This window comes from Oligosphaera ethanolica, from assembly GCF_030814695.1.
Lineage (GTDB): Bacteria > Verrucomicrobiota > Lentisphaeria > Oligosphaerales > Oligosphaeraceae > Oligosphaera > Oligosphaera ethanolica.
Genome location: NZ_JAUSVL010000001.1, coordinates 5,382,631 through 5,398,572 on the forward strand (window position 1 = coordinate 5,382,631; position 15,942 = coordinate 5,398,572).

Sequence of the window (15,942 nt, forward strand, 5' to 3'; positions counted from 1 at the left end):
GGCGACCTGCCGATCGCCCCTACAAATTCGCGACTTCCTACCGGCGGTGTGACTTGCTGCGCAGCAGCAAGACATGCCGCCAAAAGCAATCTGCGCTAATCGGCGTCATCTGCGGATAAAAAAACGTCTTCTTCGCGCCTTCGCGCCTTCGCGTGAGAAAAAACGTCTTCTTCGCGCCTTCGCGCCTTCGCGTGAGAAAAAAAGGGGCGACCTGCCGATCGCCCCTACAAATTCGCGACTTCCTACCGGCGGCGTGACTTGCTGCGCAGCAGCAAGACATGCCGCCAAAAGCAATCTGCGCTAATCTGCGTCATCTGCGGATATAAAAAGCATTCTGCAGATGGTGCTTATTGCCGCGTGAACGAAGGCTTTTCGCGGTTTGCTGGGTGCCAGCGAATGACATCGCGATGCGTTGGCCAGGTCACCGTGATCTCCACCGCGTCGGCGCTGCGCGCGAAGCCCACCGCCGGCTCGGCCTGCTCCCCCGGCAGCGGCACCAGCACCGCCACAAAAAGCGGATTGACCGCCGTCGTGTCGATGCCAAAGCGGGGAAAGTGTGCCGGTTGCCGGCCATCCGTCGGCCGGAATGCGTCCACAACCGGTGCCGCCAGTGGCGCAGCAGCATCAACAGCCAGCAGTAGCCGCGACAAAGCCGCCGATTCGTCCGCCACCTGCCGCCGGACCATGCCGCCGGCGACCTCCGCGTGGTCCACGCGCAGACCGATATGCTCACTGTCACCGTCCTGCGGCGGCAGCAACGCTTCGGCGTCACGCGTAAGCACGACCATGCTCAGCGCGGCTTCGGGCTCGCGAGTCATGAAACGCAGGCGATGCTTGCCAGCAGGCAGCGTGACCCGCCATGGCGTCTTATCAGTGACGCCAGTCGTCACCTGCGCCCAATTCCAGGTGCGGTTACCCGGCATGTGCCAGTCTATTGGCGCTTGCTCGTCAATCTGCACCACAAAGGAATCGCTCTTGCCGTTGTCTACACCCATGGCGCGGACTAAACCCCACAGATACCAGTCGCCGGCCGCCGCCGTCTCAAACTCCCAACTGCAGCTGCCGGTTGCGGCGGCCGCGCTTGCCGACAGCGGCTTGCTCGGATCAAGCTTGCCTACGGGCGTCCACGCGTAGCTCTCACCCTCCGGCCGGTGTTTATTCCGGAACAACGCGCCGTTGGGCCGCGTGTCGATCGCCACATTGCCCCAGGTCAGCATCTGCCAAGTGTAACGGTGCTCGGCAGCGTCCTTGCGGATATCGTCAAAGACCACCGCGTAGGCCGGTGCGCCTTGTTCCGGCTGCACATACAAATGATGCCGCAACGCCAGCTCGGCGCCAGCGCCGGGCATGCCGCGGTTGTTTTTCTGGTACGCCTCGGTGCAATCCGCCAAGGCGTAGCCGCCTGGCGCTTCACCGTTATAGGCCACGATCGTGCCGTTGGTGCCGTGGCCGTTGCCGCTGCGCGCCTGGCCCTTGCCGTCAATCAGCACGCAGTTGTGCGCCTGGGTGTGGCAGCGGCTGTCCTCAAAATGGCTGTCGTTGCCATAGCCGGTGTCCACGGCCCAATTCTGACCATAGGCGTACAGCGTGAAATGGCCCTTGTCACCTTGATTATGCGTGGTCGGATAATACGGCCCGGCTTCGGTGCTGAACATCACGTCGCGATCCGACCAGCCACTGCGCCAGACGCAAAGCCCGCGATCCGGAAAATGCTGATGCAAGGGCAACAGCCCCGTCGGCGGCGTCGACGGCGGCAAATCATCACCAAAAATAACCGAGTAGGGATAGGCGTCCACGCCCGATGTCTCCCACAGCCAAGCCGCTAGACCATCGCGATTCGCCAAGGCCAGCAGCAAGCATTCGCGGTTTACCCGCCCGTAATTACTGTCGTTGCGGGCATCCATGATATTCGTGCCCGGCAGCAACGACTGCGCATAAAAACGCGGCAGCTGCTTGACATGCGGATGCTTGAAAAGATCCTCGCCACCACGCTCCCGCAACAGCCAAGCGAAAAGCAGGCTGTTGCTCAGGCCGTACTGTGAATAACCCGCGCCCTCCACGTAGGCACCCTCGCTGTCGATGCTCACATCAAACCAGCGCTTCATGATGCGAATGCACTCGCCCTGCTTCGACGCAATGCCCGGATAGTCCGCAAAGGCCATGGTCAGCAAACCCGCCGCACCACCACAGACGCCGTTGTAGTTGTGGATGCCATGCCACCAGATCTTCGGATTGTCCGCCTCGCTGAGAAAATTGTCCACGTAGGCTTCAGACACAACTGCAACCTGATCGCGCTGCTCAGGCGTCATCGCACCAGCAAAAAAGCCGTAGCCGATAGCGATGCCGCGCATGATGTCCCCGCGACCACCGGCAAAGCCCTTGAGCACATACGGCTGCGCAACCGGAAAATTCGCCAGCGTCCCGCAAAGCAACTCAATGCCCTTCTCCGCATAGCGTTCGTCGCCGCTGCCCACCCACGCGAAGCCCAGCGCCTCACTCCAGTCATTCAGACGCCGACCGACCACGTGCGGGAAAGCCGTCGTCGAGTGCTTGGTATCGCGACCACTGGGCTTGAGGTCGTCAACCGTCATCGGTCGGGCCTTGAGATAGCCATCGGCCTTCTTGAGCAAATTCACATACTCGGGGTGCTCGCGGAGCTGCTGGCGTCTCGCGTCGCTGAAGCTCAATAAAGGCTGTTGGGCCGATGCGGCCAGAGACAAGCTGACGCCGCCAATGATACTGAGGAGAGCAAAACGCATGGCTGATAAGGTCCTTTTTGGCTGGAACACCGGAGCATTGCGCTAGAAAACTAGCGCGCCGCCGGGTTCATGGTGGCTTGAGCCACGGGGATGGAGCATACCCGTAGCAGTGACTAATCGCGAAAAGGGTGGCCGACGTCATCCGTCCTGCCTTATGCCAGCGTCGCCGCCATAGCCTCAGTGACCTGCCATTGCAGTTTCTCGCCACGCACGTAACGCCGGCATTCTTCCACCGCATAACGGCCCATGCGCCGGCATTCTTGGTTGAGCGACCCCGCAATATGCGGCGTGAGTACCACATTCGGCAACGTGTACAGCGGCGAACCGGGCTTCGGCGGTTCCGGATAGGTCACATCCAACACCGCCATGAGATCCGTGCGTTCCTGCAGCACCTCAATCATCCCCGCTTCGTCAACCACCGCGCCGCGAGCCGTATTGATGAAGGTCGCATCACGCTTCATCAAGGCAAAATGCCGGCCCTGAATCATCTTCTCAGTCTCTTTTAGCCAAGGCGTGTGCAAGGACACGACGTCTGCCCGCGCGAAGACCTCGTCCAGCCCAACCAACTCGACGCCGAGCGCCGCCGCCGCCTCGGCTTTCACAAATGGATCATAGGCGATGACTTTCACCTCGTAAGCCCGCAGGCGCTCGGCAACCATGCGGCCGATCATCCCCAGCGATACCAGACCAACTGTGCTGCCGTACAGCCCCGGCACCGCCCGCTTCGCCGGCAGACGACCCTCGCGCTTCCCGGCCAACACGTAATGCCAGCCCAGCTTCAGCGAAAAGACAATCTCCGCCACCGTGAACTCCGCCACCGGTATGCCGTTGGCCCCCCAGGAGCTGGTCACCACAATCCCCCGCTGCCACAACGCCTCACTGACCATCGCCTTCACCGACCCAGCACCATAAAATACCGCCCGCAAGGCCGGCGCCGCCGCCAAAAACGCCGCGTCCATGTGCGGCGCGCCCCAACCGGAAAAGATTACCTCGGCCTCACGCAACAGCGACGGCGCCGCCGCCAGACTCTCCTTCGTCTGCGGTGGCGCCATCACCTCGCAAAGCTCGGCTATCGCCGCGCGCTCCTCAGGACCATAGATCAAATCATAACTCGACGCATTGAGCACAAACAAAGCTTTGGGACGCATGCAAGATTCCTCGGTCAGGGGTGAGTTACAACACGAACAACTGCAGGCCGACTGCCAGCAACGCTGTGAAATATAACCGGCCGAAAATAAAAAAAAGCCGGAATCACTAGGATCCCGGCTTGATCTGGAGCGGGCGAACGGACTCGAACCGTCGACAGCCACCTTGGCAAGGTGGCGCTCTACCAACTGAGCTACGCCCGCAGACAAAATAACAAAAATGGAGCGGGCGAACGGACTCGAACCGTCGACAGCCACCTTGGCAAGGTGGCGCTCTACCAACTGAGCTACGCCCGCAGACACAAAAAATAAAATGGAGCGGGCGAACGGACTCGAACCGTCGACAGCCACCTTGGCAAGGTGGCGCTCTACCAACTGAGCTACGCCCGCGCTCTGTCTGCAACGGGTCATTACATTAATGAAGAAAATCCCGTTTGCAAATACCTTCAGCCTTTTTTTCAGCTAAAAATCACCCAAAATAGCCTCACAGCAACGGTACTGACGCGGCCGCGCTGATCGCACTGGATGGACGCGGTGACGGCTTGAACACCTGCCAGCAAAGCCAAGGCACTTCCTCGCTATCGCCCAAACCGCCACCCCGTAGGGGGTTATCCCTTTATTCGCCAATAACCCTATCCACGGACGAAAAGTGCACTATAGTAATAATTCCTTTTTTGCATGATCGTGGTTTAGCCACAAAAAAACCACGCCATCGACTCTCCGAATAGTCTTGATTCTTATACGTGTATGGCATTCCCCAAACAAAGGAGAACACCTTGAAAAATCGCCTTTTCACCCTGATCGAACTCCTGGTCGTCATCGCTATCATCGCCATCCTGGCCGCCATGCTCCTGCCCGCCCTCAGCAAAGCCCGGGAGAAAGCGCGCAGCATCTCCTGCGTCAACAACCTCAAGCAGGTAGCCCTCAACCAAGTCATGTACGCATCGGAAAACGAAGACTTCCTCGCCTTCAATCAGCTTCGTAGCGGCACATCCTATGACACTTGGCAAAAGCTGCTCGGCTTTAAGACCAACGACCCAACTCTCTACTGCCCGAGCGGCGCCAAGGTTGCCAACCCCACCGATTACTTCCGGACCTACGGTATGCCCAATTTCCAACAGGACAGCAATTACAACAACAATACCAACAACAAGAAAACCGAGCTTGGCGATATCTACACCTACACGACCCTAACCCTCATGTATAACCTCAAGGGTATGAAAGTACCATCGGAAACCATCACTGTCGCCGACACCGCCAGCACCCGCGCCGGCGTCGAAGGCCGCGGTCTCTGGTACTTCCGCTGCGACAACTTCGCCGAAGACGCCGCCATCGGCCTCCGCCATGGCGACCGCGCTAACTGCGCCTACGCCGACGGTCATGTCGGCAGCCACAACCAGGGCGAACTGCGCAGCGGCAAATGCATGGTCAAGGCATTCGTCAGCGCAGGCATCACCAAACTGCCACTTATGCCCTGAACAATGCTGAAGCCCGAGAGCTGAAGCACTATCATCGACAGCAAAGCCACGGCCAATCACCGTGGCTTTTTGCTTTGCCGCCCCGTCCCCGAAACAAATCGGTAATACACTGCCTAATCTGCAGATCACCAAGGAATCTGCATTTTTCTGCGCTAATCTGCGTAATCTGCAGTTAAATTAAGAAATCTGCGGATAAAACAACTTGCCGCCATGTCGCGTCGCCCATACAGGAGTCCTACTATGCTGAAAACCGTCCTCGGCGCCCTATTTATTGCCGCCTTAAGTCTGTCCGCGCAGCCACGGGTCGTCGCCACGCGTTTTGCCGCACCGGACTTACCGGTGGCCGACGCCGTCTTCGTGCCCCCGGCCGAAGTCGCAGCCGGCAGCGACTGCGCGCCGGCTCTACAGCGCGCCATTGACGACCTCGCCGCGCGCGGCGGCGGCACGCTTTTCCTGCCTGCGGCGCGGTACGCAATCAACTCGCCGATCGTGGTGAAGGAAGGCGTTGTCCTGCGCGGTGACAATCCCCGGCCGGCAGCGGCCGAATTCGGCACTCTCTTCGTGATCCGCCACGAGCAAGCCGGCGAGGCCACCCCGCCAACCTTCGGCCTCCAGCGCGGCAGCGGCCTGCGCGAACTGGTCTTCTGGTATCCCGAACAACGTTTGGATACGCCCCGGCCCTACCCGTGGACCATCGCCACCACGGCGGCGCATGCCGGCAACAACCAGAGCATCATCAACTGTACGCTGGTCAACCCCTACCGCGCCATCAAAATCGGCGACCATTTCAACGAACTGCATACCATCCGCAATGTCCGCCTCAGTCCGCTTCATACCGGTATCGAAATCGATAGCGTCACTGACATCGGCCGCCTCGACAATGTCCGCATCGATCTCGCCGTCTGGACGGCCTCCGGCCTGCCCGGCGCACCACCGACCGCCGACAACGCCACCGAGCCGCCGCTCGCACGTCTTGGCGTGACCGGCGTGGACATTGGCCGTTCCGACTGGGAGTACATCTACGACCTGCAGATACGCGGCGTGGCCACCGGCCTGCGCTTCCGCAAGGGCTTGCGCGGCAGCACCAACGCCGTGATGGCTTACTGCCGTATCGACGACTGCGACACCGCCCTGGAACTCAACGAGCTCAATGGCGTCGGTCTCTCCGCCTACAACTGCGACTTCAGTGGCCGCAAACACGCCGTTCTGGGCAGTGAGCGCTTCACGACTGTCGTGCAATTCCACTCCTGCCGTTTCTCCAGCCCGGCTCGCGCCATCCAGCTCAGCGGCGGCGGTACGCTCTCCAACCAGCGCTGCCAGCTCCTCAGCGGCTCTTGCCAGGCCGACGCCGGCCAGCTCGTGATGATCCAATGCGACGCCGACGCTTACAAGCCACAAATCACCTTCGGCGCCGCCGTGAAGCGCTGGCGCGTCCTCGGCGGCACTCTTGCCCTGTCCGGCCAAGTCCAGAACCTTGCTGCGCAAGCCGACTGGGTTCTCGCGCCCATCCCCGACGCCTTGCAGACGCCGGCCCTGCCACCACTCTGCCCGCCCGGACACGACCGCCACATGAGCTTCCCGGCGGACACGCCGCTGGTCCTCGTCACGGATTTCGGCGCCGACAGCGCTCTTGAGGACAACGGCCCGGCCTTCCAACGCGCTCTCGACCACGCCGGCAGCCTTGGTCGACCAGTAGTGGTCTATGCTCCGGCCGGCCTCTACGCCTTCCGTAGCGACCTGCTGATTCCCAGCCAGGTCGAATTGCGCGGCTCTTTTGCCGTGCCACATCACACGGTCTCCGCCGGCACGGTCTTGATGATTAACCATGGTCAGGGCGACGATGCCGGCCGGCCCTTCCTATCCCTGCAAAGCCAGGCCGGTTTGCGCGGCCTGACCTGCTGGTATCCCCAGCAGCGCGCCAGCGCACCCGTGCCCTACCCGTGGACCATCCGCACCCTCGGCCCGCAGTGCTGGCTTGTCGATGTCACCGTCGGCAACGCCTGGCAAGCCGCCGACATGGCCAGCCATGACGCCACCGGCACTATCGTCGACTACCTCGCCGGTGCCATGTTCCGCCGCGGTATCGCCATCGCCAGCGCCGACAACACGCAGATCCGCGACCTCCAATTCAATCCCCACTACGCCAACCGCCTGCACGCATCACTCCCGCGCGCCGAACAGCCCAATCGCGAAACCATCCAGGCCTGCATCGACTTCCAGCGCGCCAACCTCGAAGGAATCACCATTCGCGACAGCCGCGACCTGCTCCTGCGCGGCAATTTCCTCTACGCCGCCAAGGACGGCATCGCCTTCCGCGGCCACTGCCAAGCCGACATTCTCATGCAGGGCGTCGATACGGCCTGGCACGCCGCCGTGCTCGCCAACGACTCCGCTGATACCAGCCTGCGCTTCGCACTTGCCCAGCTCGTGCCCCTCGGCAACCAGAATATCGCCGCCATCGTCAGCACCAGCGACTTCGCCGGCGAGGCAATCTTCCTCAATTCGCAGTTCTGGGCCGGCAATGGCACGGCCCAACTTGACGGCCCGGGACGCATCCGCCTGGAGCAGTTTAACAGCCTCACCGGACCAGTCGTGGTGAACAACGGCCACTGCCACTTGAGCACGGCACTGCTCAACAACAGCGTCAAAGGCAAGGTCGTCGCCAGCGGCCAACAACAATCACTGTCCATGCTCGCACCAATATCTTCACGCGGAGCCTTCCCCTACGAGGTCCCCGCCGGCAGCCCCCTGCGCGTCTTCGCCATGTCCAATCAGCTGCCGCCAATACTACCCGAAAATGCCGACGCGCTCCCCACTAGTTTCCACAGTGACTGCGAAAATGCCGACCAGCCGCCTTTTACCGCCGACACGATCGCCACTCCCGGCGGCGGGCGGCGCAATGTCCGCGACCTGAACTGCCGCATCGTCGCCCGCGATGACGCCCAATCCGGCCGCCACGCTATCATCCTCCAGGGCGTCGCCGACAGCCCCGACTACGCCTTCGCCTACTGCCAGCTCTACAACGGCCCCATCGCCGTTATGCCCGACACCGTCCTCAGCTACTGGATCAAGCCCCTCAGCCAGCTCGGCCTCTGCAGTGGCATCGATCTGAGCTTCACCAACGGCATGGTCCTGCGCGATATGGGTGTCAAAGACAGCCTCGGCCGCAGTACCCACGTCTCCACCCCCAAGGGCCCCATCAACCAATGGACCCAGGTCAGCGTCAATCTCGGCCAGTCCAGCGCCTGCGGTCTCGTCATTGACAAAATCATGCTCGCCTACGACTCCCGTCAAGGCAGCGGCGACATCGCTGTCCTCGTCGATGACATCGCCATCACCACCACCCTCCCCCCAGCCTGCTGGCACACCCAAATCAGCCCACCATCGGGTAGCTACCCTGCCGGCACCTCAGTCAGCATCGATAACCCCAGCGGCCTGCCTATCCATTACACCCTCGACGGCAGCAACCCCACCGCCCAGTCGCCCGCCTTCCACGGTTCGCTGACCCTCCCCGCCGGCAGCTGCGAATTCCGCTGCGCGTTCATTATCACCGACAATGCCGACAATGCCAACAACGCCAAGGCCGCCGTCATGGCCCGCTTCTACATCATCACCCCGTGACCCGGACAGGAACCAACTGCCTAATCCGCAAATGACAGCGCCCCCACCCCGCACCGCCAGCCGCCTTGACTGTGCTCTTTTTCGCGGCTTGCTGTCGTTGGTGAAAATCTTTACTATCTGGCAGTTATCCTTTAAGAATGCGAAACCAGCGCGCCACCAGCTTGGTCCAAGCACACGTCTCCGATCGCCGCGCCTCGGGAGAAAATACTGTCATCGCTCAGCCATTGATAATTAAACGGTAGAGCAACATGCGGCCCTAGGCGCGCCCGTCTCCCAGCCGTGGCGCGGGCTTCCAGCCCGCGCCCTGGACTTTGGACAATCTTGCACGGACTCCTACGCAACGTCCGGTGCTGATTTTTTTCCCTCCGCCAGCTCGCTTTGCATTAAACGCACCAGATCGCGCAGGGATGGACGGGTGACCGGGTCGTTTCGCCACCGTTCTCGCGTTGGGAATGCCTCGTTTCGCTTGTCATCGTAGAGTCGTATGCTTGCCAGAAGCAAAGCGGCATAGCAAGCCGAGATGAAAGCGGGCACTTTAGCTACTGAATCTTTGTTCCACACCTGGGCTTTGCCAATGCCAAGTATTGCTTTCTGGTCTCGAAAGCTGACTTCGATCTCCCAGCGAAGCAAGTAAGCCCTTATAGCCTGTTCGATCGTGATCTTGTTTATGGCACCGGTTACGACCAGGAAGGCAGGCTGCCGATAGAGAGTGCGCCCATTCTTGGTCAGACGATAGGGAAAAGGCTTAATGACTATGAGATTACAGGGCTGATCGTGGGTCGCACCCGGCCACCTGACGTTTTGGACGCACTTGTAATGCACGGCAAGTTTACGTCCGTGCTTGAATACCTCCATGGTCCGCGTTTCGTAGTTGTCGCTGGCAAGAATATCCTTGGGTGAAGGCAGACGTTGGCCGTACTTGCGATTGCCTTTGCGTTGTTCGGGGCAAAGAGGCTCGACAAAGACCGTGTCCTTCCTCGCTCGCGCGACGATCACGGTGTTGTGAGGAGGATCAGTCAGGAAACAGCTGTTGGCAAAACTGCCGTCGGCGCTTTGGATAAGGACACGGTCGTAACCGCCAGGTATTGCGTCGATTGCCCCACGAAGGGAAAAAAGCTGCTGGCGACCGCGCACACTCATGTTGTGCTTTTTCTTCTCTTCCTTCAGTATCTGTTCCTCCTCCGGACTTGTCACTTTTCCAGCCTTGACCGGTGGTGCGTGTCTGAACGCCACGGGTACGGCTCGACTGGAGTTGGGATCAGAGCCGTGGCACATGATGGTCGTTTCCAGATAGCGCTGGCCAATGACCAGATTGACATGAAACGGGGGGCTGATAGGGTCCCGGGCGTAAGCAGTACCGGGGATTTTTTTGCCGGTCTTGCGCACGAGCGTATCGTCGATGGCGGAAATGATGGGGTCGTAGACTGGGCAGAGACTGACGGCCTCCTGGATAATGGGCCCGAATATGCCTTCACAGTCCCATTTACTCCGGGAGAAAAGTTTATAGAACGCGCTCCAGTGGAACACCATATCTAGAAAGTTAATGGCGCTGGTTATGGTTTTTGGATGACTGGCGCCCAAAAGGCCGATGCCTATCGTGACAAATCGCTTTCGTGACCGAACATCCTTGATGCCCACGCTCAGAGTCGCCAAAAAAGCACGCAACCACACAAGCAGCGATTTGTTTTCCATGGCTAATCGTCCTCCTCTTGGTCCAGCAGTGCAAATTCGTTGCGTCCTGTACGCCGGAACGTGTGTCCGTCGAGAACCTTCTTGGTCATCGCCGACACGATGGACTCGCGACGCAGCTTCACGCCATGGCGCTTCTGCACGCGGTCAAGGATCTCATTGATGTGAAGAGGCTCCCCCGCTTCTCGGAGTATATCGCTAACTAGTAACATGTTAGATCTTTTTCCGGCTGCCTTTCGGTTCGCTTCCAGGCGACCGTCCAAACCTTTGGCCGAGCGCAATGCCTTTAGTCCGGATTCAAGCATTGTTTCCAAGACATTACAGAGATCGTTGCTGCTGATTTCTTTTGCCATACCCGTAGCCCTTCCTTGTTGTGACCAGACACGCCAGCATTCAAGCTACGGGTAGCATAATACGGAGTAGGTAGAATGCAAATTAATTTTTAGATTTATTTTTAAACAAAAAAAATTGTCCAAAGTCCAGGGCGCGGGCTTCCAGCCCGCGCCGTCGCAAGAAGCCAGCAAACGTCCACTCGCGCGCCCGACATCCCAGGCCGCGAAGCGGCAGAAGCGCTGAAAGCAAAAGGCTGCAGGAAAGCCTGTTATCAACGACTCCTATGAAACTTGCTGCCTGGTTAGCCTCCCATATGTGCGGCGACTGGCCGTGGGTTTCCGGCAAATTGTCCCAGCGGAGCGCCGGGTTGTACACTCCTATGAAACTTGCTGCCTGGTTAGCCTCCCATATGTGCGGCGACTGGCCGTGGGTTTCCGGCAAATTGTCCCAGCGAAGCGCCGGGGTGTACACTGACTGATTACGTCTCGCGGCCGTGGAGTGGGCGTCTCGCCCACTCCGACAAGACGGCTCAGTAAACCGTCCTCGTCATCCACGCCGACCGTACCCGGCCCGTCTCCCCCGCCGCATGAGTGGTTACTTCTATGAAACTAGCCGCCTAGTTAGCCTCCCATATGTGCGGTGGCGGGCCGTGGGTTTCCGGCAAATTGTCCCCGGTGTTTTCCCCACCGGGGTGGTTGCTGACCAATTACAAAAAAACCTGGCAAAAGCATCCCTTTTGTGTCGCAAAGTCGCTATTCCGGCTTATATTTGTTGGGACTTTTTTTACCGTTATGAGATCAATCTGCCATTTCATCCGCCGGCAACCCAACATAACAACAGCAAAGGACGTCCCCCATGAACGCCAATGATCTGAATCTTATCATCAGCAGCCTCATTCTCCTCGTTGCCGGCATGGGCATGACCTTTGTTTTTCTGATTGTCTTGGTCTGGTGCACCAACATCAGCTCCAAGGTCACGGCGCATTTCAGTCATCTGCTGCCAGACCCCACGCCGAAGAAAGCCCCGGCCAAGGCCGCTGCCAAAGCCCCGGCCGCCGCAACCAACGCCAGTGATGACGGCGAACTCATCGCCGTAATCAGCGCTGCCATCCAACACCGCCTGGGGAAATAACTCCTTTTCTTGATCCCATCAGTACCTCGTTATATACACATCCCTGCACCCAGAACGCAACCTCACAACCCCACAGGAACACCGTGATGAAAAAAATCCGTTTTATGGACACCTCGTTCCGCGATGGCTTCCAGTCCGTCATCGGCGCCCGCGTGATCACTGCAGATTTCATCCCCGCGATGCAGGCCGCCGTTGAAGCCGGTATTGACCACCTGGAGATTGGCGGCGGCGCACGTTTCCAAAGCCCCTTCTTCTATTGCGGCGAAGATGCCTTTGATTCCATGGACCTAATCCGCAAGACCGTCGGACCCGACATCAACCTGCAGACCCTCGCCCGCGGCATCAACGTCGTCGGCCTGAGCTCACAGTCCAGTGATATCATCGACCTGCACGCCAAACTCTTCAAGAAGCACGGCGTGACCACCATTCGCAACTTTGACGCCCTGAACGATGTGCGCAACCTGGAATATTCCGGCCGCTGCGTCTATAACAATGGCCTGCAGCACCAGGTCGTCATTACCCTCATGGGCCTGCCTCCGGGCATGAGTGACACCTACGCCCACAGCGCCAAATTCTACTGCGACACGCTGGAACAGATCCTTGAAAACAAGCTGCCCTTCCACAGTCTCTGCTTCAAGGACGCCTCCGGCACCTGCCCGCCCTCCATCGTCGGCGCCACCATCAAACGCGCCCGCGAAATCCTCGACGCCGCTGGCCTCAAGGACTGCCCGATTGAGATGCACACCCACGACACCGCCGACATGTCGGTGTCCTGCTACATGGCCGCCGTCGAAGCCGGCGCCGACATCATCGACCTGAGCATGACGCCCATGTCCGGCGGCACCGGCCAGCCCGACGTTCTCAGCATGTGGCACGCCTTCAAAGGCACCAACTTCACCCTCGATGTCGATTATCAGAAGATTCTCAAGGCCGAAGAAGTCTTCGAAGAGTGCATGAGCAAATACATGCTGCCGCCGGAAGCCAAGGCCACCAACCCGCTGGTGACCCTGTCCCCCCTGCCTGGCGGCGCCCTCACCGCCAACACCCAGATGATGCGCGACAACAACTGCCTGCATCTCTTCCCCGATGTCGTCAAGGCTATGCGCGAAGTCGTCGAACGCGGCGGTTTCGGCACCTCCGTGACGCCCATCTCACAGTTCTACTTCCAACAGGCCTTCGCCAACGTCACCCAGGGCCCCTGGAAAAAGATCACCGACGGCTATGGCAAGATGGTCCTCGGCTACTTCGGCCGCACTCCCTCCAAGCCCGACCCCGAAATCGTCAAACTGGCCTCGCAGCAGCTCGGCCTGGAGCCGACCACCGAAGACCCGCGCCTGCTGAACGACAAGAACCCCAAACTCGGCGTGGCCTTCTGCACCAAGCAGCTCGAAGAAAACAAACTGCCCATCACGGAAGAAAATATCTTCATCGTCGCCACCTGCGAAGAAAAAGGCCTGGCCTTCCTCAAGGGCGCGCGCCCCATGGGTTGCCGCATGGTAGCCGATGAAAAGAAGACAGAAACCCCCAAGGAAGCCCCGAAGAAAGAAGACAAAGCCATGAGCGCCAGCAGTTCCGCACCGTCGTCCTACACCGTCGTCGTCAACGGCAAAGCCTATCACGTCGATGTCATGCCCAGTGCTGCCGGCGCCGCACCAGTCGTCACCAACGTCCAGCCGGTTGCCGCCGCCCCAGCACCCGCCGCCGCCCCGGCACCCGCCGCCGCCCCGGCACCCGGTGGCACGGACATTCCGGCGCCCATGCCCGGCACCGTCCTGCGAGTTGAAGCCAGCGTCGGCCAGGCCGTGAAGCGCGGTGACAACCTCATCGTCATCGAGGCTATGAAGATGGAACAGGAAATCAAAGCCACGGTCGACGGCACGGTCAGTGCCATCACCGTCAACCAGGGCGACACCGTCGAATCCGGCCAGATAGTGGCCGTCATCGGGTAATCATTGCCTGTATAAAGTGCCCTTTCCGACAGCCGTCGGGAAGGGCCTGGTGTTTAGCTCTGGAGGTACCTACCCTATGAAAAATATGTTTTCCGCCTTCCTGGCTGTCCTTGGCCTCATGACCATGGCAGCCACTGCTCAGGACCCCGCCGTAAAAAGCGTTTCGGCCTGCTGCGCCTTCGAGGTCACTGCACCGGTCAAAAAATCGGCTGTTGCAGCGCCCTTAGCCACCGATGCCATTCGCTTGCAAACCAACGATGGCGTTTTTCAGACTACGCAGGATCCAGCAACCGGCATGATCAGCGTGCGTTACGTCTGGCCGACCCCCGCCATCGTCTATCAACTGTCCATTCGCGACACCCAGGACGTCTTCCCCGGCCGCTCCATGGCCATCCTGAAGATCAAGACGGACAAGCATGTCGTGGACGCCAACGGCAACCCCGTGCCTTCGCGCAGCAAAGCCGAGCTCAAGAGCGCCATCGGTATGAAAATCGCCCACGTCGGCCACACCATGGGCGAGACCGTCATGCCTGGCGATCTGCTTCTCGAAGCCGTCCCACTGGCGCTTGCCCACGACTCCGTGACTCCCAGCGAAAACAAGAAACTATCCATCGGCGAGATGGCCAACCAACTCTGGTACAGCACGGGCATCTATGCGTTTATCCAGCAGACACAACTGGACTGGACCCTCGGCCTCGGCAAAGCCATCATGATCTGCGTCGGCCTGGTGCTGATCTATCTGGCCATCTTCCGCGGTTTCGAACCCCTGCTGCTCCTGCCTATCGGCTTTGGCGCCATTCTCAGCAACATCCCGCTGGCTGACGTCGCTGGTCCCGACGGCATCTTGGGCATTCTCTTCCAGGGCGTCAACCTCGGCATCTACCCGCTGCTGATCTTCCTCGGCATCGGCGCCATGACCGACTTCGGCCCGCTGATCGCCAATCCCAAGACCGCCCTCCTCGGCGGCGCTGCCCAGTTGGGCATTTTTGCCGCGCTCTTGGGCGCCGTGCTGATCAGTGCCGTCACCCCGGATTCCTTCGTCTACTTCAGCATCAAGGACGCCGCTTCCATCGGCATCATCGGTGGCGCCGACGGCCCGACCGCAATCTTCCTGTCCAGCCGCCTGTCACCAAACCTGCTGGGCTCCATTGCGGTCGCCGCCTACTCCTACATGGCACTGGTGCCGATCATCCAGCCGCCCATCATCCGCCTCCTCACCACCAAGAAAGAGCGTTTGATCCGCATGTCGCAGCTGCGCAAGGTCTCCAAACTGGAGAAGGTCGTCTTCCCCATCGTCATCACCCTGCTCTGCTGCCTGCTGCTGCCCTCGGCTGCACCGCTGATTGGCATGCTCATGCTGGGTAATCTCATGCGGGAAAGCATGTGCGTGGACCGCCTCAGCGACACCGCTCAGAACGCCCTCATCAATATCGTCACCATCTTCCTCGGCCTTACCGTGGGCTCAAAACTCTCGGCGGACAAGTTCCTCAACTTCGAGACCCTCGGCATCCTCCTTCTCGGCCTCATCGCCTTCGCCATCGGCACCGCCGGAGGCGTCGTGATGGGCAAAGTCATGTGCAGACTCAGCGGCGGCAAGATCAATCCCATGATCGGCGCCGCTGGCGTGTCGGCCGTCCCCATGGCCGCTCGCGTCGTCAACAAGATTGGCCTGGAAGAAGACCCGCAGAACTTCCTGCTCATGCATGCCATGGGCCCGAATGTCGCCGGCGTCATCGGCTCGGCCGTCGCCGCTGGTGTGCTTCTCTGCGCCCTCGGTTGATTTCAATTACCTGAACGTATACACTACGGGCGTTCCGATGCCATGTCGGAACGCCCG

Annotated in this window: 10 protein-coding genes and 3 tRNA genes; 5 read left to right on the plus strand and 8 right to left on the minus strand. The window is 60.0% G+C overall.

All coding sequences use genetic code 11. The features are described 5' to 3' along the window. Window positions 1-347 precede the first annotated feature (347 nt). From J3R75_RS18615 to J3R75_RS18635, 5 genes are all read right to left on the minus strand, one after another. Window positions 348-2,759, minus strand: a complete 2,412-nt coding sequence (locus J3R75_RS18615) for a heparinase II/III domain-containing protein (RefSeq protein ID WP_307264938.1) — start codon at window positions 2,757-2,759, stop codon at window positions 348-350. A gap of 152 nt (window positions 2,760-2,911) precedes the next feature. Beyond that, window positions 2,912-3,907, minus strand: a complete 996-nt coding sequence (locus J3R75_RS18620) for a hydroxyacid dehydrogenase (RefSeq protein ID WP_307264941.1) — start codon at window positions 3,905-3,907, stop codon at window positions 2,912-2,914. A 125-nt stretch (window positions 3,908-4,032) separates the two neighbouring features. After that, window positions 4,033-4,108: transfer RNA gene (locus J3R75_RS18625), tRNA-Gly, on the minus strand. Between the two features lie 17 nt (window positions 4,109-4,125). Next, window positions 4,126-4,201: transfer RNA gene (locus tag J3R75_RS18630), tRNA-Gly, on the minus strand. Window positions 4,202-4,218: 17 nt separating this feature from the next. Beyond that, a tRNA-Gly gene (locus tag J3R75_RS18635) sits at window positions 4,219-4,294 on the minus strand. Window positions 4,295-4,680: 386 nt separating this feature from the next. Between J3R75_RS18635 and J3R75_RS18640 the strand changes: the two genes are divergently transcribed. Together J3R75_RS18640 and J3R75_RS18645 are read left to right on the plus strand one after the other, a co-directional pair. Next, window positions 4,681-5,382: a prepilin-type N-terminal cleavage/methylation domain-containing protein gene (locus J3R75_RS18640; protein WP_307264943.1), complete on the plus strand. Its 702-nt coding sequence runs from the start codon at window positions 4,681-4,683 to the stop codon at window positions 5,380-5,382. A 240-nt stretch (window positions 5,383-5,622) separates the two neighbouring features. Continuing rightward, window positions 5,623-9,003 carry a chitobiase/beta-hexosaminidase C-terminal domain-containing protein gene (locus tag J3R75_RS18645; RefSeq protein WP_307264946.1) on the plus strand — a complete coding sequence of 1,127 codons (3,381 nt, stop codon included), beginning with the start codon at window positions 5,623-5,625 and terminating at the stop codon, window positions 9,001-9,003. A gap of 333 nt (window positions 9,004-9,336) precedes the next feature. Here J3R75_RS18645 and J3R75_RS18650 read toward each other — a convergent pair whose 3' ends face one another. From J3R75_RS18650 to J3R75_RS18660, 3 genes are all read right to left on the minus strand, one after another. Next, the gene (locus tag J3R75_RS18650; protein WP_307259069.1) at window positions 9,337-10,695 is read right to left on the minus strand and encodes a transposase; all 1,359 of its coding nucleotides are present in this window, start codon (window positions 10,693-10,695) and stop codon (window positions 9,337-9,339) included. 2 nt (window positions 10,696-10,697) lie between these two features. Further along, on the minus strand, window positions 10,698-11,045 hold the full coding sequence (locus tag J3R75_RS18655; RefSeq protein ID WP_307259070.1) for an HTH domain-containing protein: 348 nt from the start codon (window positions 11,043-11,045) through the stop codon (window positions 10,698-10,700). Window positions 11,046-11,127: 82 nt separating this feature from the next. Beyond that, on the minus strand, window positions 11,128-11,496 hold the full coding sequence (locus J3R75_RS18660) for a hypothetical protein (RefSeq protein WP_307264949.1): 369 nt from the start codon (window positions 11,494-11,496) through the stop codon (window positions 11,128-11,130). Between the two features lie 384 nt (window positions 11,497-11,880). On the opposite strand from J3R75_RS18660, the gene J3R75_RS18665 reads away from it, so the two are divergent. From J3R75_RS18665 to J3R75_RS18675, 3 genes are all read left to right on the plus strand, one after another. Then, window positions 11,881-12,156 carry an OadG family protein gene (locus tag J3R75_RS18665; protein ID WP_307264951.1) on the plus strand — a complete coding sequence of 92 codons (276 nt, stop codon included), beginning with the start codon at window positions 11,881-11,883 and terminating at the stop codon, window positions 12,154-12,156. Between the two features lie 86 nt (window positions 12,157-12,242). Then, complete coding sequence (locus J3R75_RS18670) at window positions 12,243-14,105, plus strand: biotin/lipoyl-containing protein (protein WP_307264953.1); 1,863 nt, start codon at window positions 12,243-12,245, stop codon at window positions 14,103-14,105. A gap of 76 nt (window positions 14,106-14,181) precedes the next feature. Continuing rightward, window positions 14,182-15,885 (plus strand): sodium ion-translocating decarboxylase subunit beta, encoded by a 1,704-nt coding sequence (locus J3R75_RS18675; protein ID WP_307264955.1) that lies wholly within the window; start codon window positions 14,182-14,184, stop codon window positions 15,883-15,885. The last annotated feature ends 57 nt before the right edge of the window (window positions 15,886-15,942 follow it).

What these genes read in the sequence shown, in the direction of transcription:
- J3R75_RS18645 (WP_307264946.1), top strand. Translation starts at nt 5,623, where the DNA reads ATGCTGAAAACCGTCCTCGGCGCCCTATTTATTGCCGCCTTAAGTCTG.
- J3R75_RS18620 (WP_307264941.1), bottom strand. Translation starts at nt 3,907, where the DNA reads ATGCGTCCCAAAGCTTTGTTTGTGCTCAATGCGTCGAGTTATGATTTG.
- J3R75_RS18675 (WP_307264955.1), top strand. Translation starts at nt 14,182, where the DNA reads ATGAAAAATATGTTTTCCGCCTTCCTGGCTGTCCTTGGCCTCATGACC.
- J3R75_RS18665 (WP_307264951.1), top strand. Translation starts at nt 11,881, where the DNA reads ATGAACGCCAATGATCTGAATCTTATCATCAGCAGCCTCATTCTCCTC.
- J3R75_RS18615 (WP_307264938.1), bottom strand. Translation starts at nt 2,759, where the DNA reads ATGCGTTTTGCTCTCCTCAGTATCATTGGCGGCGTCAGCTTGTCTCTG.
- J3R75_RS18670 (WP_307264953.1), top strand. Translation starts at nt 12,243, where the DNA reads ATGAAAAAAATCCGTTTTATGGACACCTCGTTCCGCGATGGCTTCCAG.
- J3R75_RS18655 (WP_307259070.1), bottom strand. Translation starts at nt 11,045, where the DNA reads ATGGCAAAAGAAATCAGCAGCAACGATCTCTGTAATGTCTTGGAAACA.
- J3R75_RS18650 (WP_307259069.1), bottom strand. Translation starts at nt 10,695, where the DNA reads ATGGAAAACAAATCGCTGCTTGTGTGGTTGCGTGCTTTTTTGGCGACT.